The organism is Microvirga sp. HBU67558, assembly GCF_018069605.1.
In the GTDB taxonomy this organism is placed as follows: Bacteria; Pseudomonadota; Alphaproteobacteria; order Rhizobiales; family Beijerinckiaceae; genus Microvirga; species Microvirga terrae.
In genome coordinates this window covers 1-23,724 of record NZ_JAGPUP010000480.1, presented here as the reverse complement: position 1 = coordinate 23,724, position 23,724 = coordinate 1, and the positions used below count along the sequence as shown (strand labels likewise).

Sequence of the window (23,724 nt, the reverse complement as noted above, 5' to 3'; positions counted from 1 at the left end):
TTGGCCTTGTAGAGCAGGTCGACCAGGAAGATGTCGCTGGCATTGTTGCCGTCGTTGGCCACCAGGTTGGTGGCGTCGCTTTCGAACGTGACGAAGCGCCCATTGGGACTGAACTGAGCAGTATAGCTGTCGGAGTTCACGTCCGTGCCATCGACCTTGGTCGAGAGACGGGTGATCCCGCCCGTCACCAGGTCCTTGAGGAAGACGTCACGTTTGCCAATGTTGTCGCCGGCGACGAGGTTTGTGGCATCGCTCTCGAACACCACGTAACGCCCGTCCGGGCTGAACCGAGGCTCATTGCTGGAGTTGTCCGCCTGTGTCCCATCTGCGGCAGTGGAAAGGCGGGTGATGGCACCGGTGTCCAGGTTCTTGAGGAAGATGTCTGCTACGCCGTTGTCATCGCCGGCGACCAGATTGGAGGCAGCGCTTTCGAACACGATGGAACGCCCGTCGGGGCTGAACTGAGCGAGGCGGCTATAGCCGCCGATTGCCTCTGTACCGTCTGCAGTGGTGGAGATGCGGGCGATAGCTTTATCGGTATCCAACTCTTTGCGGAAAATGTCAGTGGCATTGTTTGTGTCGCCGTCAACCAGCTTGGACGAGCTGCTTTCGAATATCAGGAAGCGGCCGTCCGGGCTGAAATGGGCGTTGATGCCGCTGACGCTTGCCGATGTTCCGTCTGCGGCAACCGTGATGCGGGTGACGGCCCCGGTGGTCAGGTTCTTGAGGAAAATCTCCGGGGAAACCACGCTGCTGACGCCCAGATTTGCAGCGTCGCTCCTGAAAACCAGGAAGTTCCCGTCTGGGCTCAACTCACCTCCAGAGCTGCTGCCGTTCAACTCTGTTCCATTCGACGTGGTGGAGATGCGGGTGATGGCTCCCGTGGTCAGGTCCTTGCGGAAGACATCCCTCGCCCCATTGCCGTCGCCGGTCACCAGGTCGTTGGCCTCGCTTTCGAACACGACATAACGCCCGTCTTGGCTGAACTTGGGGGCGTGGCTCGGGCCGTTTGCCTGGGTGTTGCCCGCAGCCGAGAGGAGGGTGACGGCGCCGGTGCTCAGTTCCTTGAGGAAGACGTGATATTTTCCGTTCGTGCCGCCGGGGACGAGATCGGGGGCGTTGCTTGTGAACACCACGAAGCGCCCGTCCGGGCTGAACCGGGCATCGGTGCTCTCGCCCAACCCCTCCGTGCCATCGGCTTTGGTCGAGACGCGTTTCTGAATCAGGTCGCTCGTCGGCTTGAAGACGGATTGCACATTCAGGAACATGGTCGGCCCTTCAATCAATAAAAAAGCGGCCCCCCAGCCGCCTTCAATGTGACACTATATAGAATCAATTCTTCCCTTGGGCTACTCTCTGAACAGAGGGCGTGGGGGAGGTGAGGGCCAGAGGTTGGCCGTGTGGTGCCTCCACCTTCAACGTCATCACTGGGCTCGTCCCGGTGATCCCGCTCATGAACAGCGCTGTGCCCCACCGTATCGGGATGGCCGGCACGAGGCTGGCCATGACGTAGAGGGGTGGGTTATGCAGGCCGCGTCACCCCGATGCCTCATCCGGGATCGCCAACGCGCCCGTGGAACGGCTCCGCGCCTGGGCCGTTGATCGCTAAGCTTGACCATGCTGAGGAGATCACCATGCGCCGCATTGCTCTGTCCGTTGCCGCTCTCGCCGCCGTCGCCTGCCTGGGGACCACGGATGCCCAGGCCCAGAACCGGGGGCGTGCGGGTGTCCTGTCCTGCAGCGTGTCGGGCGGGATCGGGCTCATCGTCACGTCGCAGAGGACCACGCTCTGCACCTTCAATCCGCGGCGCGGGCCCAACGAGCGCTATGTGGGGACGATCCGACGGTTCGGGCTCGACATCGGGGCGACCCGTGGCGGCGTCCTCACCTGGGCGGTGCTCTCCCGGGGCAGCGTGGCGCCGGGGTCGCTCGCCGGCAGCTATGTGGGCGGAGCCGCCGAGGCCACGGCGGGCGCCGGCGTCGGGGCGAATGTGCTGGTCGGCGGCTCGAACCGGAGCATCTCGCTCCAGCCCCTCTCGGTCGGCGGCCAGACCGGCGTCAACTTCGCCCTCGGGGTCGCGGATTTCGAGCTGCGCCGGGCCCGGTAGGCGGGTATCACCAGCGTCATCACCAGCCTTGTGCCGGTGATCTCGATGGATCGAAGCGCCGCACCTTTCAGGATCGGGATGGCCGGCACAAGGCCGGCCATGACGTGGCGCGATTGAATTTTCCCGCCATCATCACCAGCACAAGGCCGGCGACAACGTCGCGTGTATCCAGCGCGGATGCGCGGAACGGCCGAACGCGAGCGTGCCCCTTCCTGCCCCATCGGCGCCCTCAAAAGACCTCTTGCCAACTCACCATCCGAGGCAGAGCATTCACGGTAACGCGTCCGTGAAGAGAGCGTCGGAAGTGGGGGCAGGGAGGATGACACCCTATGGCACCCAACGGCAGACTAGGTTCGGGCCCGCGATGCATCGCAATCGTCGGCCCGTTTCAGAGCGGCAAGACCACGCTCCTGGAAGCGATCCTGGAGCGCACCGGTGCGATCTCGCGGGCGGGCCGCGTGTCCAACGGGGACAGCATCGGCGATGCGAGCGCGGAAGCCCGCGCCCACGCCATGAGCATCGAGCCCAACGTGGCCACCGTCGAGTTCCTCGGCGAGAGCATGACCTTCGTGGACTGCCCCGGCTCGACGGAATTCCTGCACGAGATGCGCAACGTCACGCCGGTCTGCGACGCGGCGGTCGTCGTCTGCGAGGCGGACGAGCGCAAGATCCCGGCCCTTGAGATCATCCTCCGGGAACTGGAGGAGGCGGACATCCCGCGCTTCCTGTTCATCAACAAGATCGACACGGCGACCCAGCGCATCCGCGAGACCCTGGCGCTGCTGCAGCAGGCCTCGCGCACGCCGCTGCTCCTGCGCCAGATCCCGCTCTGGAAGGACGGCATCGCGATCGGCTTCATCGACCTCGCCCTGGAGCGCGCCTTCATCTACCGCGAACATGCGCCGAGCGAGATCGTCGACCTGCCCGAGGGCGAGCTGCCCCGGGAGAAGGAGGCGCGCTTCGCCATGCTCGAGCGCCTGGCCGATTACGACGACGCGCTCATGGAGGAGCTGATCTCCGAGATCGAGCCGCCGCGAGACCAGATCTTCGACGACCTGTCGAAGGAGCTGCGGGAGCGGCACGTGGTGCCGGCCCTGATCGGCTCCGCCGAGCGCGGCAACGGCATCACGCGGCTGCTCAAGGCCCTGCGCCATGAGGCGCCCGGCCTGACGCAGACCCGCGCGCGCCTCGGCCTGTCCGAGGAAGGGGCGCCGCTCGCCCAGGCCATGAAGACCCTGCACATGGGCCAGGGCGGCAAGCTCACCGTCGCGCGGATCATGCGCGGCGCCTTCCGCGAGGGCGATACCGTGGTCGGGGCCCGCGGCGCGGAGGCGCGGATCGGCAGCCTCGCCACCCTGGTCGGCTCGACCATGAACCGCAAGGGCGAGGCCGCGGCCGGCGAGACGGTCGGATTCGGCCGCCTGGAGGGCATCGCCACCGGGGATGCCTTCGCGGCCGGAAAGGCGCGCCCGGACACCATCGTGTCGCCGGTGCCGCCCGAGCCCGTCTACGTGCTGGCCCTCAAGGTGAAGGACCGCAAGGACGATGTGCGCCTGTCGAGCGCGCTGGCCAAGATCACCGAGGAGGATCCGTCCCTGGCCGTCGAGAACCGGCCCGAAATGGGCGAGATCCGGCTCCATGGCCAGGGCGAGATGCATCTGCGGGTCGCCGTCGAAAAGCTCGCCTCCCGGTTCCAGGTCGGGGTCGAGACGGCCAGGCCGAGGGTGGCCTATTGCGAGACGATCAAGCTGCCGGCATCCGCCCGCGGGCGCCACCGCAAGCAGACCGGCGGGCATGGCCAGTTCGGCGACGTGATGATCGAGATCAAGCCGCTGCCGCGCGGGGAGGGGTTCGCGTTCCAGGACCACATCACCGGCGGGGTGGTGCCGCGCCAGTACATCCCGTCCGTGGAGACCGGTGTGCGGGATGCGCTCAAGTCAGGGCCCCTCGGCTTCCCGGTCGTCGACCTTGCGGTGACGCTCACCGACGGGTCCTACCACACGGTGGATTCGTCCGACGCCGCCTTCCAGGCGGCCGCCCGGCTCGCCCTGGCCGAGGCGCTTCCCAAGGCGAAGCCCGTGCTGCTGGAGCCGGTGCTGTCGGTCGAGATCACGATCCCGTCCGAGGCCCTGTCCAAGGCGACCGCCCTGGTGACCGGGCGGCGCGGGCAGATCCTTGGCTACGACGAGCGGCCCGGCTGGTCGGGCTGGCAGGTGCTCAGCGCCACCATCCCGGAATCGGAGATCGGCGACCTCATCGTCGAGCTGCGCTCCGCGACGGCCGGCGTCGGATCCTTCTCGACCCGGTTCGACCACATGGCGGAGCTGAGCGGCCGTCCGGCCGAGATGGTGCTGCAGAAGGCGCATTGAGCGACGCGGGACGTCAGGATCGACAGGGCCCAAGAGGAAATTCTCCCTTTTGGGCCCTGGGCTCCGGACCCGATGAGCTGTAGACGATCGTTCAGGTCTAAACTATTCCCGTCGACAAATGGCCTTGCCCGCGCCAAGTTAAGCTTTGACGGAGACGCCATCTCCCATGAAGCCAACCTGCCGCGAAGCGGAGACGATGATGAATGCCACGACCCCGGCGCCGGCCACGGCAGGCGCTTCGGACTCTTCCTCTTCCGCCGCCCGCCCCTGGCTCGCCTCCTATCCCGCGCAGGTTCCCAAGACGATCGACGAGGCCCGGGTCGGCACTCTCAACGAGATGTTTCTCAGGGCCGTGGCGGATTACCCGAACCGGGCCGCCGTCGAGAGCTTCGGCACGCGCATCACCTACGCGGCCCTGGGGCGCCAGGCCGATGCGGTCGCGTCCTGGCTGCAGGGGCAGGGGCTGAAGAAGGGCGACCGGGTCGCCATCATGCTGCCGAACGTGATGGCCTTCCCGGCGATCCTGTTCGGGGTGCTGCTCGCCGGCGGCACGGTGGTCAACGTCAACCCGCTCTACACCCCGCGGGAGCTGACCTACCAGCTGAAGGATTCCGGCGCCCGGTTCCTGTTCGTGCTCGAGAACTTCGCCGCCACCGTCGAGGAGTCCCTGCCGGACCTCGCCCTGGACCGGGTGGTGCTCGTCACGCCGGGCGATCTGCTCGGCCTCAAGGGCGCCATCGTCAACCTGGTCTCGCGCCACGTGAAGAAGGCCGTGAAGCCCTTCAGCCTGCCGCGGGCCGTGGCCTTCAAGGCCGTCGCGGCCGAGGGCGGACGGCAGAAGGCGCAGGCTGTCCCGGTTTCGCCCGACGACATCGCCTTCCTGCAATATACGGGCGGCACGACGGGCGTCGCCAAGGGCGCGACCCTGCTCCACCGCAACGTGGCGGCCAACGTGCTCCAGTGCGAGGCCTGGATGCGGCCCTTCTTCGGCGACCGCGAGGACCACGTGATGGTCACGGCCCTGCCGCTCTATCACATCTTCGCCCTGACGGTCTGCGCCATGCTGATGACCCGGATCGGCGGCTGCCAGCTTCTCATCGCCAATCCGCGCGACATTCCGGGCTTCGTCAAGACGCTCCAGAAGAGCCGCATCACGCTGATGTCCGGCCTCAACACCCTCTACAACGCCCTGGCCAACGCGCCCGGCATCGAGAAGGTCGATTTCTCGCAGATGGTCTTCGCCGTGTCGGGCGGCATGGCCACCCAGGAGGCCGTCGCGAAGAAGTGGAAGGAGGTGACCGGCCAGCCCATCGTGGAGGGCTACGGCCTGTCCGAGACCTCGCCCGTGGTCTGTGCGAACCGTCTCGACATCGAGGCCTTCACCGGCACCATCGGCTACCCACTGCCGTCGACCGACGTGTCCGTGCGCGCGAATGACGGGTCCATCCTGCCTCCCGGCGAACGGGGCGAACTCTGCGTGAAGGGACCGCAGGTGATGGCGGGCTACTGGCAGCGGCCCGACGAGACCGCCAAGGTCATGACTCCGGACGGCTGGTTCCGGACCGGCGACGTGGCGGTGATCCTTCCCGACGGGCAGGTCAAGATCGTCGACCGGATGAAAGACATGGTCCTGGTGTCCGGATTCAACGTCTATCCGAACGAAGTGGAAGACGTGATCGTCAAACATCCAGGAGTCATGGAAGCAGCTGTCATCGGCTTGCCAGACGAGCATTCGGGCGAGGTCGTGGTGGCCTATGTGGTCCGGAGGGATGAGGCGCTCACCGTCGACGAGCTGCGCCAGTTCTGCCGGGAGAACCTGACGGGCTACAAGGTGCCTCGCCGGATCGAGTTCAGACAAACCCTGCCGAAGACCAATGTGGGCAAGGTCCTGCGCCGGGCGCTCAAGGAAGAGGTCGAGCAGTCCCACGCTCGCTGAGCGGCATCTCAGGGCCTGAAAAGAAAAAAGCCGGGCACAGGGCCCGGCTAAAGTAGAGGTCCGACAAAAGTCAAAACCTTCCAGAGGGAACGGCCGACACGGCAGCGCCGGGAGGAAGAAAGCGGTGCCGCGTTGAAATCAGCCACTGGTGATATCGGCCGCACAGCGCTTATTTGCAATGCAGCATGCCTCATAAAAGGGCTGCGCTAGGCGCATGGCTTTGTCACGCGAAGGACACGATTCCGAAAGCGACAAGCTTGGCAGGGGATTCGGGCTCAGAACGTCCAGCGCTGTGCCTTGGAGATCAGGAAGTCCCGGAAGGCCTGGACCCGGGCCACGGAACGCATCTCCTCGGCATAGACGAGATAGCTGTCGAGGGAGGGCATTTCCACGTCGCGCAGGATCTGGATCAGGTCCGGATTGCCGACGACTGCATAGTCCGGCAGCACGGCAATGCCCGCGCCCGTTTCGACAGCCAGTTTGAGCGCCGTGATGTTGTTGACCACGTAGTGGTACTGGCGTGGCTCGCGGCCCTCGCGTCCGGCCGTCGAGAGCCAGTGGACGGCCATAAGATAGGAGGGCTGATCGCCCCCGAAGGAGACGATCCGGTGCTCGTCCAGGTCTTCCAGGGTCTTCGGCTCACCGAACCGCTTGAGGTAGTCCGCCGATGCATAGACGTGGAAATGCACGGTGAACAGGCGGCGCTGGATCAAGTCGGGCTGAGCCGGTCGGCGCAAACGGATGGCCACGTCGGCCTCGCGCATGGCGAGGTCGAGCTCCTCGTTGGACAGGATCAGCTCGACCCGGACGTCGGGATAGAGATCGAGGAATTCGGCGATGCGCTGGGCGAGCCAAATGGACCCGAGGCCGACCGTCGTCGTCACCTTCAGCTCGCCCGAAGGGCGTTCGCTCGTCTCGACGAGCCGGGCCTTGGTGGTTTCGAGCCGCATGCGCATGTCGCGGGCCGCCCGGAAGAGCAGGTCGCCCTGCTCGGTGAGGATCAGGCCGCGGGCATGGCGGTGGAAGAGCGGAGCCTTCAACTCGCGCTCGAGCGCGCTGATCTGGCGGCTGACGGCGGACTGACTCAAGCCCAGATCATCTCCGGCCCGCGTGAAGCTTCCCGCCTCTGCGACCGTATAGAAAATCCGGATCTTGTCCCAGTCCACGGCATTCCCCTCATGCCTCGCATGCTCCTGACGCAAGGCAACTCTTATCTCTTATGAGCCGAGGGTCCGACGCAACAGGAAATCGGCCTGAGGACTAACCAGTTGTTAATAAACTTTATTCGGCAGCTTCCTGGGTGGCTTCGAGCGCCGCGAGATAGCGCTCGGCGTCCAACGCCGCCATGCAGCCCATGCCTGCCGAGGTGACCGCCTGCCGGTAGATGTCATCCGTCACGTCGCCGGCCGCGAACACGCCCGGGATGTTCGTCTCGGTCGAGCCGGGTTTCGTCAGCAGGTAGCCGCCGGACTTCATGTCCAGCTGGCCGGTGAACAGCTCGGTCGACGGCTTGTGGCCGATGGCGATGAAGACGCCATCGGTCCTGAAGTCGGAGGTTTCGCCCGAAACCATGTTCTTCAGCCGCACATGCGTGACGGAGGAGGGGTTCTCGCTGCCGCAGATCTCCTCGACGGCCGAGTTCCAGATCACCTCGATCTTGGGGTGCTTGAACAGGCGATCCTGCAGGATGCGCTCGGCGCGCAGGCTATCCCGGCGATGAACGAGCGTGACCTTGGACGCGAGGTTTGCGAGGTAGAGCGCCTCCTCGACGGCGGTGTTGCCGCCGCCCACCACCACGACCTCCTTAGCCCGATAGAAGAAGCCGTCGCAGGTGGCGCAGGCCGACACGCCGAAGCCCTGGAACTGGCCCTCCGAGGGAAGGCCCAGCCATTTGGCCTGGGCGCCCGTCGCGACGATCAGCGCATCGCAGGTATAGGTCGCGCCGGAATCGCCCTCCAGCCGGAAGGGACGCTGCTTCAGATCCACCTTGGTGATGTGGTCGGAGATCATGTGGGTTCCCACATGCTCTGCCTGCATGCGCATCTGCTCCATGAGCCAGGGGCCCTGGATCACGTCGGCGAAGCCCGGGTAGTTCTCCACGTCCGTGGTGATCATGAGCTGCCCGCCGGGCTGGAAACCGGAGATCATCACGGGCTCGAGCAGGGCGCGGGCCGCATAGATCGCTGCCGTGTAGCCGGCCGGTCCCGAGCCGATGATGATGAGCTTGGCGTGAGAATGAGCCATCAGGGGGTCTCCAGTGACAGGGCGATATCCGGCAGGCCGAGAGCGCGGCGGTGGCGGCTCAAGCCCTCGGCTATGGCCTCCGCGACCTTGGGTGTTGAATTTAGGGGTTCATAGGGCTGTCCTTCAAGACGGCCCTCGAACGGATGCACAACTCCATGGTCCTTAAGGGCCTGCAAGTAAACATCCAGTTTCGGGTGTCCCCCCGAGGGTTCGAAGACCAGGATTGGCCTGCCGGTCACGGCCGCCTCGCCCATCATGTTGAAGGAATCCGCCGTCGCCACGATGTAGTCGGCCAGGGCGAGGAGGTCCACATAGGGATTGTCCCCCGTGCCCTCCCACAGGAATCCGCCCTGTTCCGCCGTGAGAGCCGTCAGAGCCTGCCTCAAGGCGGGCGGCGTGCGGCGCGACACCGTGACCATGAGACCGGCCCCGGTTCTGGCGACCGCGCTCAGGTGCCCGACGAAGCGGGCGACATCCTCGTCCGAGAACCGGTGATGGCGGCTGTTGCCGCCCGCCAACACGGCAATGCGTGGGCCGGGGAGGACAGACAGGCGAGGATCGGGCCGGGCCCGCGCCTCCTCGAGCCGTCGGGCGGACACCCGGTGGGGCGGGGTCAGGGTATTGAGGACGTTCGGGCCGCGCAGACGGTCATAGGTCGGAGACCAGATGAAGTCGGCGGCCGTCGGTCCCGTACGGGGGTCCTTCAGGAATACCGTGTATGCCCGCCCGCCCGTGGCTTTCTTCAGGTGGCGCAGATAGGCGACGGCGCGACGACCGGACGCGATGACGAGGTCGGGGAATGGTGGAGCTAGGGGGCTGTGAGGAGAGCCCGGACGCTCCCGCGGATCGATGGGCCCCCAGGGCATGAACCAGCTGAAGGGCGCCTTCGGCCGGACGCGGCGGATTTCCGGCGTCAAGCCGAGCGCGTCGGTAATGCTCAGGACCTGCAGCTCGTCCCCGGCCTTGCCGTCGGTCAGCGCCCAGGTGATAAGGCCGGTATCCGTGCGCAACATTCGATCAACGAGCCTGTGGAGTTCATGAAGTTCGTTGCGACTTAATCGCCCGTCCTCCTTGTGCGGAACCCTTATACGGTCTAGTCAGCCAAGACGAGATTTTTTGACCTGATGCCGCATGACGAGGCTGACCGATCAGTTCCCACGGCCTTGTCATGCATGAGCGGAGTTACCGTGCGCGGACGCCTCGATTCCATCGACTGGGCCATTCTGAAGGAACTGCAGGCCGACGGCAGCATCACCAATGTGGAGCTCGCCCGCCGGGTCGGGCTTTCGGCTCCGCCGTGCCTGCGCCGGGTGCGGGCGCTGGAAAGCGCCGGAATCATCAAGGCCTACCGAGCCATCCTCGACCCGAAGAATCTCGGCTTCGAGATCGTTTGCTTCGCCATGGTGCAACTCGACATCCAGGGTAAGAAGGAGCTGCAGGAATTCCAGCAGCGGGTGAAGGACTGGTCCATGGTCCGCGAGTGCTGGACCCTGTCGGGCGATATCGACTTCATCATGAAATGCGTGGCTCCGAACCTTTCATCGTTCCAGGGCCTCGTGTCGGAGCTCACCTCCCTGCCGAACGTGCGCAACGTCCGAACCGCCCTGACCCTCGACCTCATCAAGGACGAGCCCCTGGTGCCGATCGAGGACGTGGCCGAAGCCGAGGGCTAGCCCCGGCGGTCACCCGGGCAAGAGGCCTCGGCCGCCTCTGCGGTCAGATCTGCCGCCTGAGCCAGCGCACGTAATGCTGAGCCACCGCGACGGCGCGGCCCTGCTCGTTCGGCGTGAGGGGGCTCGTGTTGACGTCGAGCACGGCCAGCATGGGGTGGCCTGCCAGAACTTCGCCCCGGCGGCCGATGGCCAGGGCCTCGCCCTCCAGGGCATCGTGCCCGCTGTTGCCCCCGCCGCCTCGGCCTTTGTATCCGCTGCTGTTGTCCGGGAAGGCCGTCATGGTGACGCTCGTCAGGCGAAGGACGAGACGGGGGCCGCGAGGATCGACCCGATCGGCGAAGGAGCGCCGCAACTCGTCGAGGGCGGCCGCGCCCACGAGATCGGCGAAGGGACCCAGGCCCTTGTCCTTCAGGGCGCTCACATCGACCGAGAAGGACGAGAAGGCCTGCGGGAAGCTCTGGGCCCGAGCCGGCACGGCAAGACCTGCGCCGGCTAGGCCGGCCCAGGCGAACGCGTTCAGGAGGGTGCGACGGGACATGGGGGACATCATGGGATTTCTCATCGTTCGTGCCCCCTTTTTCCGTTGTCAGGCGCCGAACTGGACGCCGACGACCTCATAGGACTTGCCGCCGCCGGGGGTCGAGACCTCGACGGTATCGCCGATGGTCTTGCCCATCAGCGCGCGGGCGATCGGAGAGGCGACCGAGACCCGCCCCGAGCGGACATCCGCCTCGGGCTCACCGACGATCTGGTAGGTTTTCTCTTCCTCGGTGTCTTCGTCGACGAGCTTCACCGTCGCGCCGAACTTGATGCGATCGCCGGACAGTTTGGCGATATCGATGACTTCGGCGCGGGAGATCAGGCTTTCGAGCTCAAGGATCCGGCCTTCGTTGAGGGATTGGGCTTCCTTGGCGGCATGGTATTCGGCGTTTTCCGACAGGTCGCCAAGCGCGCGGGCTTCCGCGATCGCCTGGATGATCCGGGGGCGTTCAACCTGCTGCCGTTGCTTGAGTTCTTCCTCGAGCGCCGCAAAACCCTTGATCGTCAGAGGGACCTTGTCCATCGTGTGTCTCGTCCAAAAAGAGGTACGAGGCCGCTGTTGCCAGCGCCCTCGCATGTCAACGAAAACTTACCAGAAGCTTCGCAGTTCCAATGTGAGGCCGGATGCCTCAGGCAAAGTATTCCTGAAGCGCCCGGACTTCCAGATCGCCGCTGAGGTATGCCTTGATGCCCTCGGCCGCGGCGACCGCTCCTGCAAGAGTGGTGTAGTAAGGTATCTTATGCAAGAGGGCAGCTTGTCGTAGTGAACGGGAATCCGAGAGAGCGCCCGCTCCTTCGGTGGTATTGAAGACGAGTTGGATGTCGCCGTTCTTCATGGCGTCGACCACGTGCGGGCGGCCTTCCAGCACCTTGTTGATCCGCCGGGCTTTGACGCCCTGGGTTTCGAGGTACTTCTGGGTCCCGGCGGTCGCCAGGATCTGGAATCCGACCTCCTCCAGCATCCGCACCGCCGGCAGGATCCGTTCCTTATCCGAGTCGCGCACGGACACGAACAGGGTGCCGGTCTTGGGCAACTGGCTGCCGGCGCCGAGCTGGCTCTTGGCGAAGGCTACGCCGAAGCCGCGATCCAGGCCGATGACCTCGCCGGTCGAGCGCATTTCCGGTCCGAGCAGCACGTCGACCCCCGGGAAGCGGTTGAAGGGGAAGACGGCTTCCTTGACGCCGATATGCGGCAGCACCTTCGGGGTCAGGCCGAACTTCGCCAGGCTTTCTCCTGCCATGATCCGAGCGGCGATCTTGGCGATGGGCTCGCCGATGACCTTGGCCACGAACGGGACCGTCCGTGAGGCCCGGGGATTGACCTCCAGCACGTAGATCGTGCCGTCCTTGATGGCGTACTGGACGTTCATCAGACCGCCGACTTCAAGAGCCAGGGCAAGGGCCTTCGTCTGGCGCTCCAGCTCGGCGATGATCTCCGGAGACAAGGAGCGCGGCGGCAGGGAGCAAGCCGAATCGCCCGAGTGGATGCCCGCCTCCTCGATATGCTCCATGATTCCCGCGATGAAGCTGTCCTTCCCATCGCAGAGGCAGTCGACGTCCACTTCCACGGCATCCGAGAGATAGCGGTCGAAGAGCAGGGGGTTCTTGCCCAGCACCGTGTTGATCTGGCCAGTCTTGTCGTTGGGGTAACGGGCCTTGATGTCCGAGGGGATCAGGCTCGGCAGGGTGCCAAGCAGGTAATCCTCGAACTGAGCCTCGTCGCGGATGATGGCCATGGCCCGGCCGCCGAGCACGTAGGAGGGCCGCACCACGAAGGGGAGGCCCAGATCGGCGGCGATCAGCCGGGCCTGCTCCACCGAATAGGCGATGCCGTTCTTCGGCTGCTTCAGGTGGAGCTTGTCGAGCAGGCGCTTGAACCGGTCGCGATCCTCGGCGAGATCGATGGCATCCGGCGAGGTGCCGAGGATCGGCACGTCGGCCTCCTCGAGGGCACGAGCGAGCTTGAGCGGCGTCTGGCCGCCGAACTGCACGATGACGCCGTGGAGCGTGCCCTTGGAACGCTCGGTTTCGATGATCTCCAGCACATCCTCCTGCGTCAGCGGCTCGAAATAGAGCCGGTCGGAGGTGTCGTAGTCGGTCGAGACCGTCTCCGGGTTGCAGTTGATCATGATGGTCTCATAGCCCGCATCTTTGAGCGCGAAGCAGGCATGACAGCAGCAATAATCGAACTCGATGCCCTGGCCGATGCGGTTCGGTCCGCCGCCCAGGATGATGACCTTCTTGGCGTCGGACGGGTTGGATTCGTCCACAGGCGCCCCGGCGAAGGGCGCCGCATAGGTCGAATACATGTAAGCGGTCGGCGAGGCGAACTCGGCCGCGCAGGTGTCGATCCGCTTGTAGACCGGTCGGACGGAGAGCGAGCGGCGCAACTCGCGCACCTCGGCCTCGGTCTTGTGGGCGAGCACCGCCAGGCGTGCGTCCGAGAAGCCAAGAGCCTTCAGCTGGCGGAAGGCGCCGGCGGTCTGCGGCAGACCATGCGCTTTGACCTTCGCTTCCATGTCGACGATGCCCTGAAGCTGCTCCAGGAACCAGGGGTCTATCTTGCAGGAGGCATAGACCTCGTCATGGCTGACGCCGAGGCGCAGGGCCTGAACCACCTTGAGGATCCGGTCCGGGGTCGGCGTACCGATGGCGGCCTTGATGGCATTCTTGTCGTCGCCCTTGCCGAGACCTTCGATCTCGATCTCGTCGAGGCCGGTGAGCCCGGTTTCGAGGGAGCGCAGGGCCTTCTGAAGCGATTCCGGGAAGGAGCGGCCGATCGCCATGGCCTCGCCGACCGACTTCATCGCCGTGGTGAGGGTGGGCTCGGCGCCGGGGAACTTCTCGAAGGCGAAGCGGGGGATCTTGGTGACCACGTAGTCGATGGTCGGCTCGAAGGAGGCGGGCGTCGCGCCCCCCGTGATGTCGTTGGCGATCTCGTCGAGGGTGTAGCCGACGGCGAGCTTCGCCGCCACCTTGGCGATGGGGAAGCCCGTGGCTTTCGAGGCCAGTGCCGAGGAGCGCGACACGCGCGGGTTCATCTCGATCACGATCATGCGCCCGTTTTCCGGGTTGATCGCGAACTGCACGTTCGATCCGCCGGTCTCGACGCCGATCTCGCGCAGGACCGCCAAGGAGGCGTCGCGCATGATCTGGTATTCCTTGTCGGTGAGCGTGAGCGCCGGCGCCACTGTGATCGAGTCGCCCGTATGCACCCCCATCGGGTCGAAGTTCTCGATGGAGCAGATGATGATGCAGTTGTCCGCCCTGTCGCGGACGACCTCCATCTCGTACTCCTTCCAGCCGAGCACGCTCTCCTCGATCAGCACCTCGTTGGTCGGCGAGGCGTCGAGGCCCCGCTCGACGATGTCGAGGAACTCCTCGCGGTTGTACGCGATGCCGCCGCCGGTCCCGCCCATGGTGAAGGACGGGCGGAGGATGGCCGGAAGACCCACCTCTGCCAAAGCCAGCAGAGCCTCGCCCATGGCGTGCTCCTGGTAACGCTTGCGCCGCTCGTTCTCGGCGGCATCCCACTTGAGCTTGTAGGCGGCGATCATCCGCTTCTTGTCGCCCGGGTGAATGTCGAGGGCTTCCATGCGGGCGAGTTCGGCCAGGTAGGCGTCCCGGTCGGCCTTCTTGAGGGCCGACGCGTTGGCAAGGCGCGATTTCGGGGTGTCGAGGCCGATCTTGGTCATGGCCTCGCGGAAGAGCTGCCGGTCCTCGGCCTTGTCGATGGCCTCCGCCGTCGCGCCGATCATCTCCACGTTGAAGCGGTCGAGAACGCCCATCTTCTTGAGCGACAGGGCACAGTTCAAGGCCGTCTGGCCGCCCATGGTCGGCAGGATTGCGTCGGGGCGCTCCTTCTCGATGATCTTGGCCACGATCTCGGGAGTGATCGGCTCCACATAGGTGGCGTCCGCGAGATCGGGATCGGTCATGATCGTCGCGGGATTCGAGTTCACCAGGATGATGCGGTAGCCTTCCTCCTTCAGGGCCTTCACGGCCTGGGTGCCCGAGTAATCGAACTCCACGGCCTGGCCGATGATGATCGGTCCGGCGCCGACGATGAGGATGGAGGAGATGTCTGTCCGCTTTGGCATTGGGCCACCCAGGCGTGTCCAGCCGCGCGGCCGTAATGCTACGGCGCTTCAAGCGCAGCCGGGATGTGATCGGATTGTAGGTTGAGAGAGGCTCTTACACGCACCTTGAGCAAATTCAAAGGGCCGAGCCATGATTTCGACAGCCAATGCCTATGCGCTATGGTCCATCGGATGCCGCGGCAAGGGGAAGGTGGGAAAGATGGCCACGATGGAAGAGCCGCGCTGGACGCTGATCACGGGAGCATCCAGCGGGATCGGTGCGGATCTGGCGCGCGTCTTTGCGGGGCGGGGATATTCCCTCGTCCTGGCGGCCCGGCGGCACGAGCGGCTGGAAGTGCTGGCCGCGGAGATCCGCCGGACCCATGACGTGCCGGTCGAGATCCTGGCGATCGATCTCGAGGACCGGGAGGCGCCGCAGGATCTCCATGAGATGCTTCGGGAGCGGGGAATAGCGGTCCATACCCTGGTCAACAACGCCGGCTTTGGGCTGCGCGGTTACTTCGCGTCCCTTCCGCACGAGAAGCAGCTCGCCATGATCGACCTCAACGTCATGGCGCTCACCTCTCTCAGCCGTCTCATGCTGCCGGGAATGATCGAGCGACGGCGGGGAGGCATCCTGAACGTCGCGTCCCTCGCGGCCTTCCAGGCCGGGCCCTACATGGCGGTTTATTACGCGACGAAAGCCTTCGTCCTGTCTCTCTCCGAAGCCCTACACGACGAAGCCAGGCCCCATGGAGTCACGGTCACGGCCCTCTGTCCGGGGCCGACCGAGAGCGAATTCTCCGACACGGCGGGCCTGAAGGACTCGCGCCTCTTCCGATCGGGGGTCATGTCCTCGGCGGATGTCGCGCGCATCGGAGTGGACGGCTATGAGGCCAGGCGAGCGATCGTTGTGGCCGGGGCCCGGAACCGGGTCGGTGCGATCGGGGCGAAGTTCGCCCCGCGCTTTCTCTCGCGCAGGATCGCCGGACTTCTGCAGGGGATGAGGTGACGGGCTCATGGGAAGCAGCTATCGAGGGGGCGTGATCACCTCTCGCCCCCTTCAGCGCCTGATCCGTCAGTTCACCGCCTTTTTCGGAGTGGGCCTTGCGGCTGCCGTGGCTCATTACGGCCTTCTCATCGCCCTGGTCGAGGGAGGAGCAGCCCACCCCGTTCCTGCGACGCTCGCCGGATATGTGGCGGGAGGGCTCGTGTCCTACCTGCTCAACCGCAAGCATACTTACGAGAGCGACCGGCCCCACCGCGAGGCCACGTGGCGCTTTGCCCTGGTGGCCTTCGTTGGATTTCTCGTGACCTGGTTTCTCATGCACGCTTTCACAGTGTGGCTCGGCGGACCGTATCTCCCGTCCCAGGTCATCACTACGGGCGTCGTGATGCTCTGGAGCTTCCTGGCGCACAAAAGGTGGACATTCGCATGAGAAACCACCGCTATTGGAGTTCGGGAACGACCTGCCCGAAATTGAGCGCGGCCACGAGAGCCACGCCGCCCAGAACATTGCCGACGAGGGTCGGCAGGAAGAAGCGCACGACGTATTCCGTCCACGTGGCCTGACCCGTTTCCACCAGGTAGAACCCGTCGACCGATCCCGCGATCAGGTGCGAGAAGCCGCCGATGGCCACCACGTAGGTGATGATGAGGATCACAAGAAGGCGTGCGGAATCGGCTCCCGGCAGAAGCCAGACCATCAGGGCGATAAGCCAGCCAGCGAAGATGGCCTTCAGCACGGTGGTTCCGAAGGGCGAGGCCACGACCTTGTGGCTGATCTCCCCGAAAGCCTGCTTGACCTCAGGCGCGAAGAGGGAGGTATGCGCAATGACAGCCGCGAAGATCCAGGTCGCCACGATGTTGGCCACCAGAACGATGGCCCACAGCTTGACCACCCGCAGCAGCGTGCGTCCGTCCCGGTTGTGCAGGAGGGGCAGGATGGGCGTGAGGGTATTCTCGGTGAAGAGCTGCTGACGGCCGAGCACGACGATCAGGAAGCCGATCGTGTAGCCGAAGCTGCTCACCAGGGGTTTCCAGGATGCGTCCGGCAGATGCGCGTGCAGCAATCCTTCTACCGTCAGGGAAAACCCCATGGACAGGCCGGCGGCCAGTCCGGAGAGGAGGAGCGCCGATGCGGTTCGGTCGAGCTCGCTTTCGCCTTCGGCCCGGATCGTCTCGTGGATGAGCGCCGCGTTCGGCCGGCTCTGGGCCTCGATGGTCTTTCTTTCCTTGGGGGACAAGTCCGGGGTTTTTTCGGCGGGGTTGAAGCTGTCACGTTGCTTCGGTTCAGCGGGCCTGTCCGGTGAGGCGTCGGTCATGAGGCTGCCTTGCGGTTCGGGTCTGCTGATAAGGCGCTCACCCGATGCTTGTTCCGGGTTCCCGAGCGGGATCATCCCGCAGCGCATTCCTGACCTGCGTCCCTGCCTCTCCCCGAATCTTTTTTGCATTGCAATATGACGGACCGCAGAGTTGCCGACGGCTGTCTCGGCGTTTCCGATCCAATAAATGACTTGAGCAGCTTGGGGGCTCCATGTCCGACATGGCCATTGTTGAGAACGCCGGCGTTGTGCCGACGAATAAGGCTCCCGCCGTCCCGCGCTCCCGCTTGGCCGTTGCGCTGATCGAGCTGGCGCTCGCAGTCGGCAGCTTCGGCATCGGAACGGGCGAGTTCGCCATCATGGGATTGCTGCCCAACGTCGCCCAGGAATTCAACGTCACGACACCGGAGGCCGGCTACGCGATCAGCGCATATGCGCTCGGGGTCGTCGTGGGAGCGCCCATCATCGCCGTGATGGCGGCAAAGCTGGCGCGCCAGACACTGCTCCTCCTTATGATGGCGATCTTCGCCGTCGGCAACGCGGTCAGCGCTCTTGCGCCGAGCTTCGAGTCCTTCGTGCTCCTGCGCTTTCTCACGGGCCTGCCGCATGGCGCCTATTTCGGCGTGGCCGCCCTCGTGGCAGCCTCCCTGGTTCCGCCGAACAAGCGCACTCAGGCTGTAGCCCGCGTCATGATGGGGCTCACGGTCGCGACCCTGCTCGGAACCCCGGTGGCCACCTGGTTCGGGCAGATCCTGACCTGGCGGATCGCCTTTGGGGCCGTCGGCTTCATGGGTGCGCTGACGGTGCTGCTGATCTGGCTCTTCCTGCCGAAGGACAGGGTTCAGGAGGGAGCGAGCCCGATGCGGGAGCTCGGGGCCTTCCGGCGCAAGCAGGTCTGGTTCACTCTCGGAATCGGCGCCGTGGGCTTCGGCGGCCTGTTCTCCGTCTTCTCCTACATCGCCTCCACGGCCACGGAGGTCGCCGGGATGCCCGACAACGCCGTTCCGGTCATGATGGCCCTGTTCGGCTCCGGCATGATCGTCGGCAATCTCGTCGGGGCTTGGTTCGCAGACCGGAACCTGATGGCGACCATCGGGGGCGTGCTGGCCTCCAGCGCCGTGGTGATGACCGTTCTCTGGCTGACGGCCGAGAACCCTTACCTGCTCTCGGCCTGCGTCTTCCTCGTCGGCTGCAGCGTCGCCATCGGGCCCGCACTCCAGACCCGCCTGATGGACGTGGCGGCAGACGCCCAGACCCTGGCGGCGGCCCTCAATCACTCGGCCTTCAACATCGCCAATGCGCTCGGCGCCTGGCTTGGCGGTCTTGCGATCGCGGCCGGCTACGGCTTTGCCTCGACCGGCTGGGTCGGCGCGGTCCTGGCTATGGCCGGGCTCGGCGTGTTCGGCCTGTCACTGATAAGCGATCAGCGCTCCGTGAGGTCGTCCGTCTCGCGGGCCTGAGCCGGCCTTGCCAGATAGGTCATGCGGGCCTGGTTGTGCCCAAGGTTCCGTTGGAACCGTTCCGGCACAAACCCGGCATCCTTGAGGAGGTCGATGATCTCCTCGTCGCTGTACTGCGCCAAGCCGATCTCCTCGCGGATCGTGCGATACTCCGAAAAGGCGGTGCGGGCGAGGCTGGCAACGGCCGATCGCAGGAAGCCGCCCCGCCAGGCGAAGGAGAGCAGAGCTTTCGCGTCGGTGATCGGGCTGATGTCCGGCGGTATGACGTCGCCCAGGATCAACGTGCCGTCGGCTCGCAATTTCCCGTGCATGAGCCTCAGGAGGCTGCGAAACTCGTCGAGGGAGAGATACTGAACGAGCGAATTCACCACGATCAGGTCGAGCGAAGCGTCCGGAAGCTCGGTCACGTGGTCGGTCGACAGGACAGTGATCCGCCTGTTGTCGCTAAAGCGCCCGTTCAGACGTTCCCGAACAAGCGGTGCGGCATCGCTCAGATAGAGCCGGCCGCATTTGGCCGCCACCTTGTCGGCGAATAGCGCCTCGCCGCAGCCGTAGTCCAGCACGGTGGCTTCGGGAGACGGGACGAGGCCGATGATGTCGTCGGCGATCAGGCGGTAGTGCAGAAGCTTGTGCCGCTCGCTCGCATAGATCGGCGTGTCCTGGTTCCAGTAATCGCGCCAGTTCATTGGAATAGACATCTCCCCTCGGCTCAGGACTTCGCCGAAACTGCCGCCGAGTCATGGAGCCTGCCGCGCAGTTTCGCAACCTCCTGGGTGAGCGTGCGGACCTCGTCGAAGGATAGGCCAAGCACGCAGCCGACCTGTTTGGGGATCTCCTCCGCCTTCTCCCGCAAGGAGCGGCCGGTCTCGGTGAGGGAAATTCTGACCTGCCGCTCGTCCTTGCTGTCGCGGGTGCGCCGGATGTGCCCCGCACTCTCGAGACGCTTGAGCAGCGGGGTGAGGGTGCCGGAGTCGAGAAACAGCCGGTCGCCGATCTCCTTGACCGTGAGATCATCCTGCTCCCAGAGCACCAGCAGGACGACATATTGCGGGTAGGTTAGGCCGAGCGGGTCGAGGAACCGGCGATAGGCGCGGCTGAAAGCGTGCGACACGGAATAGAAGGCAAAACAGAGCTGATTGTCGAGCGCCAGCATCTCAGGCTTCTTCGTCATCCTCGCCTCCACTTCGGACACCCTATGGAAAATTTCGGTTGCACACAATTCATTTCGATCGTATAGACAGATTTAGATCGCACGCAATTAGATCGTATGCCGTCGAATAACCGATCAGGCCACAGGGCCTGACGCCTCAAGGAGCGTTCCGATGACCCCTCTCTACACTGCCCATGCTTCAGCCCGCGGCGGCCGCGAAGGCGTTGCCGCATCCGATGACGGACGGCTGGAGGTTCGCCTGTCCACCCCGAAGGAACTCGGCGGCGGGGGCGGTGAGGGGACGAACCCGGAGCAGCTTTTCGCGGCCGGCTACTCGGCCTGCTTCCTCGGCGCGCTGAAATTCGTCGCCTCGCAGAACAAGGTCGCTCTGCCATCTGACGCTTCGATCGAGGCCAAGGTCGGGATCGGCAAGCGCGACGACGGGGCGGGCTTCGGCCTGGTGGTCGAGCTGAAGGCGAACCTGCCGGGTCTGACCCAGGAGCAGGCGACCGATCTTGTGCACAAGGCCGACGTGGTCTGCCCGTATTCGCACGCGATCCGCGGCAACGTGCAGGTCACGCTGTCGGTCTAATTCATAACGATAAGCCGTAGGGGCAAGGGCCTCCTGCCTTTCGGGGCAGGGGGCCTTTTCGCGTTCAGGTCCACAGCTTCACGAGCGGTCCGTCAGGTCCGTCGACCGGGTCGGCATCCGGCAGGGGGACCTGTGCGATGCGCTGCTGCGACGCCGCGAGGGCGTTGGGATCGTCCCGGATGGTGTCGTAATCGACCCCACCCGGATAGGCGCCTACGACGGAGAAATCGTCGCTCGCGTTGATGCAGGCATGGGCGACGCCCGCCGGGATCACCACCACGTCGCCGGCGCTGACGGCCACGAGATCGCCGTCCTCGCCGCCGAAGCGGACCTGGGCCGAGCCGGACACGACGCCCAGCACCTCGTGGGTGTTCGGGTGGTAGTGATGGTAGTCGTGGATGCCGTTGAGCCAGGCGTTGGTCCAGCCGTTCTTGGCGAAGGTGGTCTTGAAGGTCCTGACGGCGTCGTGCTCGGAGGGGGAAATCGCCCCGCGCCGAACGATCAGCGGCAGGGACGAATTCGGGACGATGCCGTTGCTGCGGAACACGTAGGTCTCGGTGCCGAGCGGCGTATTGTAACCCTGCGGATCACCGTATCCTTTCGCCTGAGCCATGCTTCTCTCCCTTCGAATCCGGGAGGGAACGCGCGGTTCAGGCGAAAGATCGAGCGGGGCCGTGCAAATCCCCGTCGGGTCTCACATGCCGATGAGCATGGCCGCGACGGCACGGTCGATGGACAGGTAGAACATTCCGAACGCCACGGCGGCCGCGATGGCGAACTCGACGATCTGGTTCTTGAAGATGCGGAACTGGGCGAAGAGGTTCTGGCCGAAGATCGAGATCAGCCAGGCGGTCGTGAGCACCACGGGGAAAATGAAGAGATACGACCAGGTGCTTTCGACCGGGCCCGCATGGGCAGGATCGATCAGCGGACGGATGTTGCGCACCCAGGGCGCGTAGAGGGCGGCGTAGAGCGACGTCAGCCAAGCCAGCGTGACGGCGATGCCGAGATGAAACGTGAAGAGGTTGTGCAGCCGGCTGAATTCGCCGGAATCGTCATCGAAATCCATGGAAACACCCCCAAAACAAGGCCCGGAATCATTTTGTCGTTATGGTTAATGATCGGTTACCGTGATTTGGGCGGCTGGCGCAACGGACGCGTTTGTCGCGGCGCCAGCTTTCGTGATCCTGTCAGGCCTGGGCCTTCTTCCGCTCCATCAGCTCGACGAACCGGTCGAACAGGTAATGGCTGTCCTGCGGGCCGGGAGAGGCCTCCGGGTGGTACTGCACCGAGAAGGCCGGGCGGTCGGTGAGCGAGATGCCGCAATTGGAGCCGTCGAACAGGGACACGTGGGTCTCGACCGCGTTCTGCGGCAGGGTCTCCGGATCCACGGCGAAGCCGTGGTTCATGGAGGTGATCTCGACCTTGCCGGTGGTCTTGTCCTTCACCGGATGGTTCGCCCCATGGTGGCCCTGGTGCATCTTCTTGGTCTTGGCGCCGACGGCGAGGCTCAGCATCTGATGGCCGAGGCAGATGCCGAAGGTCGGGATCTGCTCGTCGAGCACCTTGCGGATCACCGGCACGGCGTATTCGCCGGTGGCCGCCGGATCGCCAGGACCGTTGGACAGGAACACGCCGTCGGGCTTGAGCGCCAGAACGTCCTCGGCCGAGGCGGTCGCCGGCACCACCGTGACCTTGCAGCCCGCGCGGGCGAGAAGGCGCAGGATGTTGCGCTTCACCCCGTAATCGATGGCGACCACGTGGTGCCTCAATTCGCCGTCCTGGTGGCCGTAGCCCTCGCCGCGGGTCCAGGTGGTCTCGTCCCAGTCGTAGCGCTGGGCGCTGGTCACGAGGGGCACCAGGTCCTGGCCGTCCATGGAGGGCAGGGCGGCGGCCCTGGCCTTCAGGGCGTCGAGGTCGAACCGACCCTCCGGATCGTGGGCGATGACCGCGTTCGGCATGCCCCTGTCGCGGATGAGCGCGGTGAGCGCCCGGGTGTCGATGCCCGAGAGGCCGACGATGCTGCGGGCTTTCAGCCAGGCATCGAGGTCGCGGGAGGCGCGCCAGTTGGACGGCTCGGTGATGGTCGCCGCCAGCACCACGCCGCGCACCCCCGACGACGAGGCGGCGTTGACGCTCTCGATGTCTTCCTCGTTGGTGCCCACGTTGCCGATATGCGGAAACGTGAAGGTGATGATCTGGCCGGCATAGGACGGGTCCGTCAGGATCTCCTGGTAGCCCGTCATGGCGGTGTTGAAGCAGACCTCGCCGGTCGCTTCGCCGACGGCCCCGATGCCGAAGCCTTCGAGAACCGTTCCGTCCTGGAGCACGAGAACCGCAGTCGCGCGCGGCTCGGCCCAGCCACCCGAGGAGGACCCGGTGGTGTCTTTGTCTTGCAGCATCGTCATGATCTCTTGTAAGTCCGGGGCCAACAGGCCGTGCTTGAGCAGGCCGTACCCGGGCCGTCCTTGAACTACCCCCGTGACTTAAGGGGCCGTTCGCGTTCCGTCAACGCTCAAGCGTCTTAAAACCAAGGAGAACTCCATGCTGCGCGAACGTTTCACCGCCGAGATGAAGGAAGCCATGAAGGCCGGCGACAAGGGCCGGCTTGGCGCCATCCGGCTCATTCAGGCCGCCCTCAAGGACAAGGACATCGAGGCGCGCGGCAACGGCAAGGAGCCCCTGTCCGACGAGGAGATCCTGGCCCTCCTGCAGAAGATGGTGAAGCAGCGCCAGGAATCGATCGCCATGTACGAGCAGGGCGGCCGCACCGAGCTCGCCGATCAGGAGAGGAACGAGGTCGCGGTGATCTCCTCCTATCTGCCCCAGCAGATGGACGAGGCCGAAACCAGGGCCGCCATCGAGGCCGCCATCGCGGAGACCGGCGCCGCCTCCATGAAGGATATGGGCAAGGTCGTGGGGTCTCTCCGCGCCAAATACGCCGGCCGCATGGACTTCGCCAAGGCGAGCGGTCTCGTGAAGGACATGCTGCCGAAGGGGTGAGGCGCGGCGCCTGTCCTGACGGGCATAGGGGCTCCTGACGCTCTTCGCCGTCATCACCGGGCTTGTCCCGGTGATCTCGATTGCTTGAGGTGCGGCGCTCTTCCGGATCGGGATGGCTGGCACAAGGCCGGCCATGACGTGGCAGGGTCGGGTGACGGGGGAGCGTCGCGCTGCGGTGCCGGTTTGTGATCTGTGCGCTGTCAAAGAGCAGCACCTGTGGGCCCGCAGCTTGCGCTGCGAGCCTG

21 protein-coding genes and 1 pseudogene are annotated in these 23,724 nt (G+C 65.2%); 9 read left to right on the top strand and 13 right to left on the bottom strand.

Going from position 1 to position 23,724, the window contains the following annotated elements:
• Positions 1–1,268: pseudogene (locus KBI52_RS08725) on the bottom strand (PD40 domain-containing protein); the annotation flags it as partial.
• Positions 1,269–1,634: 366 nt separating this feature from the next.
• Between KBI52_RS08725 and KBI52_RS08720 the strand changes: the two are divergent.
• The 3 genes from KBI52_RS08720 (at position 1,635) to KBI52_RS08710 (ending at position 6,413) form a co-directional block, all read left to right on the top strand.
• Positions 1,635–2,108 carry a DUF992 domain-containing protein gene (locus KBI52_RS08720; RefSeq protein WP_210806777.1) on the top strand — a complete coding sequence of 158 codons (474 nt, stop codon included), beginning with the start codon at positions 1,635–1,637 and terminating at the stop codon, positions 2,106–2,108.
• 329 nt (positions 2,109–2,437) lie between these two features.
• Positions 2,438–4,477: an elongation factor G gene (locus KBI52_RS08715; RefSeq protein WP_210806775.1), complete on the top strand. Its 2,040-nt coding sequence runs from the start codon at positions 2,438–2,440 to the stop codon at positions 4,475–4,477.
• 199 nt (positions 4,478–4,676) lie between these two features.
• Complete coding sequence (locus KBI52_RS08710) at positions 4,677–6,413, top strand: AMP-binding protein (RefSeq protein ID WP_247654282.1); 1,737 nt, start codon at positions 4,677–4,679, stop codon at positions 6,411–6,413.
• A gap of 275 nt (positions 6,414–6,688) precedes the next feature.
• Here KBI52_RS08710 and KBI52_RS08705 read toward each other — a convergent pair whose 3' ends face one another.
• The 3 genes from KBI52_RS08705 to KBI52_RS08695 all read right to left on the bottom strand — a co-directional run bounded on the left by KBI52_RS08705 (position 6,689) and on the right by KBI52_RS08695 (position 9,670).
• The gene (locus KBI52_RS08705; protein WP_114945399.1) at positions 6,689–7,579 is read right to left on the bottom strand and encodes a LysR family transcriptional regulator; all 891 of its coding nucleotides are present in this window, start codon (positions 7,577–7,579) and stop codon (positions 6,689–6,691) included.
• Positions 7,580–7,694: 115 nt separating this feature from the next.
• Positions 7,695–8,657, bottom strand: a complete 963-nt coding sequence (gene trxB / locus KBI52_RS08700) for a thioredoxin-disulfide reductase (RefSeq protein ID WP_210806773.1) — start codon at positions 8,655–8,657, stop codon at positions 7,695–7,697.
• Entirely contained in the window at positions 8,657–9,670 is a 1,014-nt protein-coding gene (locus tag KBI52_RS08695; RefSeq protein ID WP_173945640.1) for a mitochondrial fission ELM1 family protein, read from the bottom strand. Before KBI52_RS08695 ends, trxB begins: the two co-directional genes overlap by 1 nt.
• Before the next feature lie 159 nt (positions 9,671–9,829).
• On the opposite strand from KBI52_RS08695, the gene KBI52_RS08690 reads away from it, so the two are divergent.
• The gene (locus tag KBI52_RS08690) at positions 9,830–10,330 is read left to right on the top strand and encodes an Lrp/AsnC family transcriptional regulator (RefSeq protein WP_210271934.1); all 501 of its coding nucleotides are present in this window, start codon (positions 9,830–9,832) and stop codon (positions 10,328–10,330) included.
• Between the two features lie 43 nt (positions 10,331–10,373).
• Here KBI52_RS08690 and KBI52_RS08685 read toward each other — a convergent pair whose 3' ends face one another.
• The 3 genes from KBI52_RS08685 to carB form a co-directional block, all read right to left on the bottom strand.
• On the bottom strand, positions 10,374–10,868 hold the full coding sequence (locus tag KBI52_RS08685) for a hypothetical protein (RefSeq protein ID WP_173945638.1): 495 nt from the start codon (positions 10,866–10,868) through the stop codon (positions 10,374–10,376).
• Positions 10,869–10,916: 48 nt separating this feature from the next.
• The gene (gene greA, locus KBI52_RS08680; protein ID WP_173945637.1) at positions 10,917–11,393 is read right to left on the bottom strand and encodes a transcription elongation factor GreA; all 477 of its coding nucleotides are present in this window, start codon (positions 11,391–11,393) and stop codon (positions 10,917–10,919) included.
• A 106-nt stretch (positions 11,394–11,499) separates the two neighbouring features.
• Positions 11,500–14,970: a carbamoyl-phosphate synthase large subunit gene (gene carB / locus KBI52_RS08675; RefSeq protein ID WP_173945636.1), complete on the bottom strand. Its 3,471-nt coding sequence runs from the start codon at positions 14,968–14,970 to the stop codon at positions 11,500–11,502.
• 199 nt (positions 14,971–15,169) lie between these two features.
• Here carB and KBI52_RS08670 point away from each other — a divergent pair, with 199 nt between their 5' ends.
• Both KBI52_RS08670 and KBI52_RS08665 read left to right on the top strand, forming a co-directional pair.
• Positions 15,170–15,961 (top strand): SDR family oxidoreductase, encoded by a 792-nt coding sequence (locus KBI52_RS08670; RefSeq protein ID WP_247654281.1) that lies wholly within the window; start codon positions 15,170–15,172, stop codon positions 15,959–15,961.
• Between the two features lie 7 nt (positions 15,962–15,968).
• Positions 15,969–16,388, top strand: a complete 420-nt coding sequence (locus KBI52_RS08665) for a GtrA family protein (RefSeq protein WP_173945635.1) — start codon at positions 15,969–15,971, stop codon at positions 16,386–16,388.
• A 10-nt stretch (positions 16,389–16,398) separates the two neighbouring features.
• Here KBI52_RS08665 and KBI52_RS08660 read toward each other — a convergent pair whose 3' ends face one another.
• Positions 16,399–17,274, bottom strand: a complete 876-nt coding sequence (locus tag KBI52_RS08660) for a formate/nitrite transporter family protein (RefSeq protein WP_210806771.1) — start codon at positions 17,272–17,274, stop codon at positions 16,399–16,401.
• Between the two features lie 221 nt (positions 17,275–17,495).
• On the opposite strand from KBI52_RS08660, the gene KBI52_RS08655 reads away from it, so the two are divergent.
• Positions 17,496–18,734 carry an MFS transporter gene (locus KBI52_RS08655; protein WP_371823142.1) on the top strand — a complete coding sequence of 413 codons (1,239 nt, stop codon included), beginning with the start codon at positions 17,496–17,498 and terminating at the stop codon, positions 18,732–18,734.
• On the opposite strand, the gene KBI52_RS08650 is transcribed toward KBI52_RS08655, so the two are convergent.
• Together KBI52_RS08650 and KBI52_RS08645 are read right to left on the bottom strand one after the other, a co-directional pair.
• Complete coding sequence (locus tag KBI52_RS08650; protein WP_210806769.1) at positions 18,698–19,420, bottom strand: class I SAM-dependent methyltransferase; 723 nt, start codon at positions 19,418–19,420, stop codon at positions 18,698–18,700. The two genes, KBI52_RS08655 and KBI52_RS08650, sit on opposite strands and share 37 nt — an antisense overlap.
• A gap of 23 nt (positions 19,421–19,443) precedes the next feature.
• Positions 19,444–19,905, bottom strand: coding sequence for a MarR family winged helix-turn-helix transcriptional regulator (locus KBI52_RS08645; RefSeq protein ID WP_173945631.1), 462 nt, complete (start codon positions 19,903–19,905; stop codon positions 19,444–19,446).
• Positions 19,906–20,056: 151 nt separating this feature from the next.
• On the opposite strand from KBI52_RS08645, the gene KBI52_RS08640 reads away from it, so the two are divergent.
• Positions 20,057–20,476: an organic hydroperoxide resistance protein gene (locus KBI52_RS08640; RefSeq protein WP_210806767.1), complete on the top strand. Its 420-nt coding sequence runs from the start codon at positions 20,057–20,059 to the stop codon at positions 20,474–20,476.
• Between the two features lie 64 nt (positions 20,477–20,540).
• Here KBI52_RS08640 and KBI52_RS08635 read toward each other — a convergent pair whose 3' ends face one another.
• From KBI52_RS08635 to carA, 3 genes are all read right to left on the bottom strand, one after another.
• Positions 20,541–21,089 carry a cupin domain-containing protein gene (locus tag KBI52_RS08635; RefSeq protein WP_210806765.1) on the bottom strand — a complete coding sequence of 183 codons (549 nt, stop codon included), beginning with the start codon at positions 21,087–21,089 and terminating at the stop codon, positions 20,541–20,543.
• Between the two features lie 81 nt (positions 21,090–21,170).
• On the bottom strand, positions 21,171–21,545 hold the full coding sequence (locus tag KBI52_RS08630; RefSeq protein ID WP_173945628.1) for a hypothetical protein: 375 nt from the start codon (positions 21,543–21,545) through the stop codon (positions 21,171–21,173).
• Positions 21,546–21,666: 121 nt separating this feature from the next.
• Positions 21,667–22,878: a glutamine-hydrolyzing carbamoyl-phosphate synthase small subunit gene (gene carA, locus KBI52_RS08625; protein WP_173945627.1), complete on the bottom strand. Its 1,212-nt coding sequence runs from the start codon at positions 22,876–22,878 to the stop codon at positions 21,667–21,669.
• A gap of 142 nt (positions 22,879–23,020) precedes the next feature.
• Here carA and KBI52_RS08620 point away from each other — a divergent pair, with 142 nt between their 5' ends.
• Complete coding sequence (locus KBI52_RS08620) at positions 23,021–23,479, top strand: GatB/YqeY domain-containing protein (RefSeq protein ID WP_210806763.1); 459 nt, start codon at positions 23,021–23,023, stop codon at positions 23,477–23,479.
• Positions 23,480–23,724 lie beyond the last annotated feature (245 nt).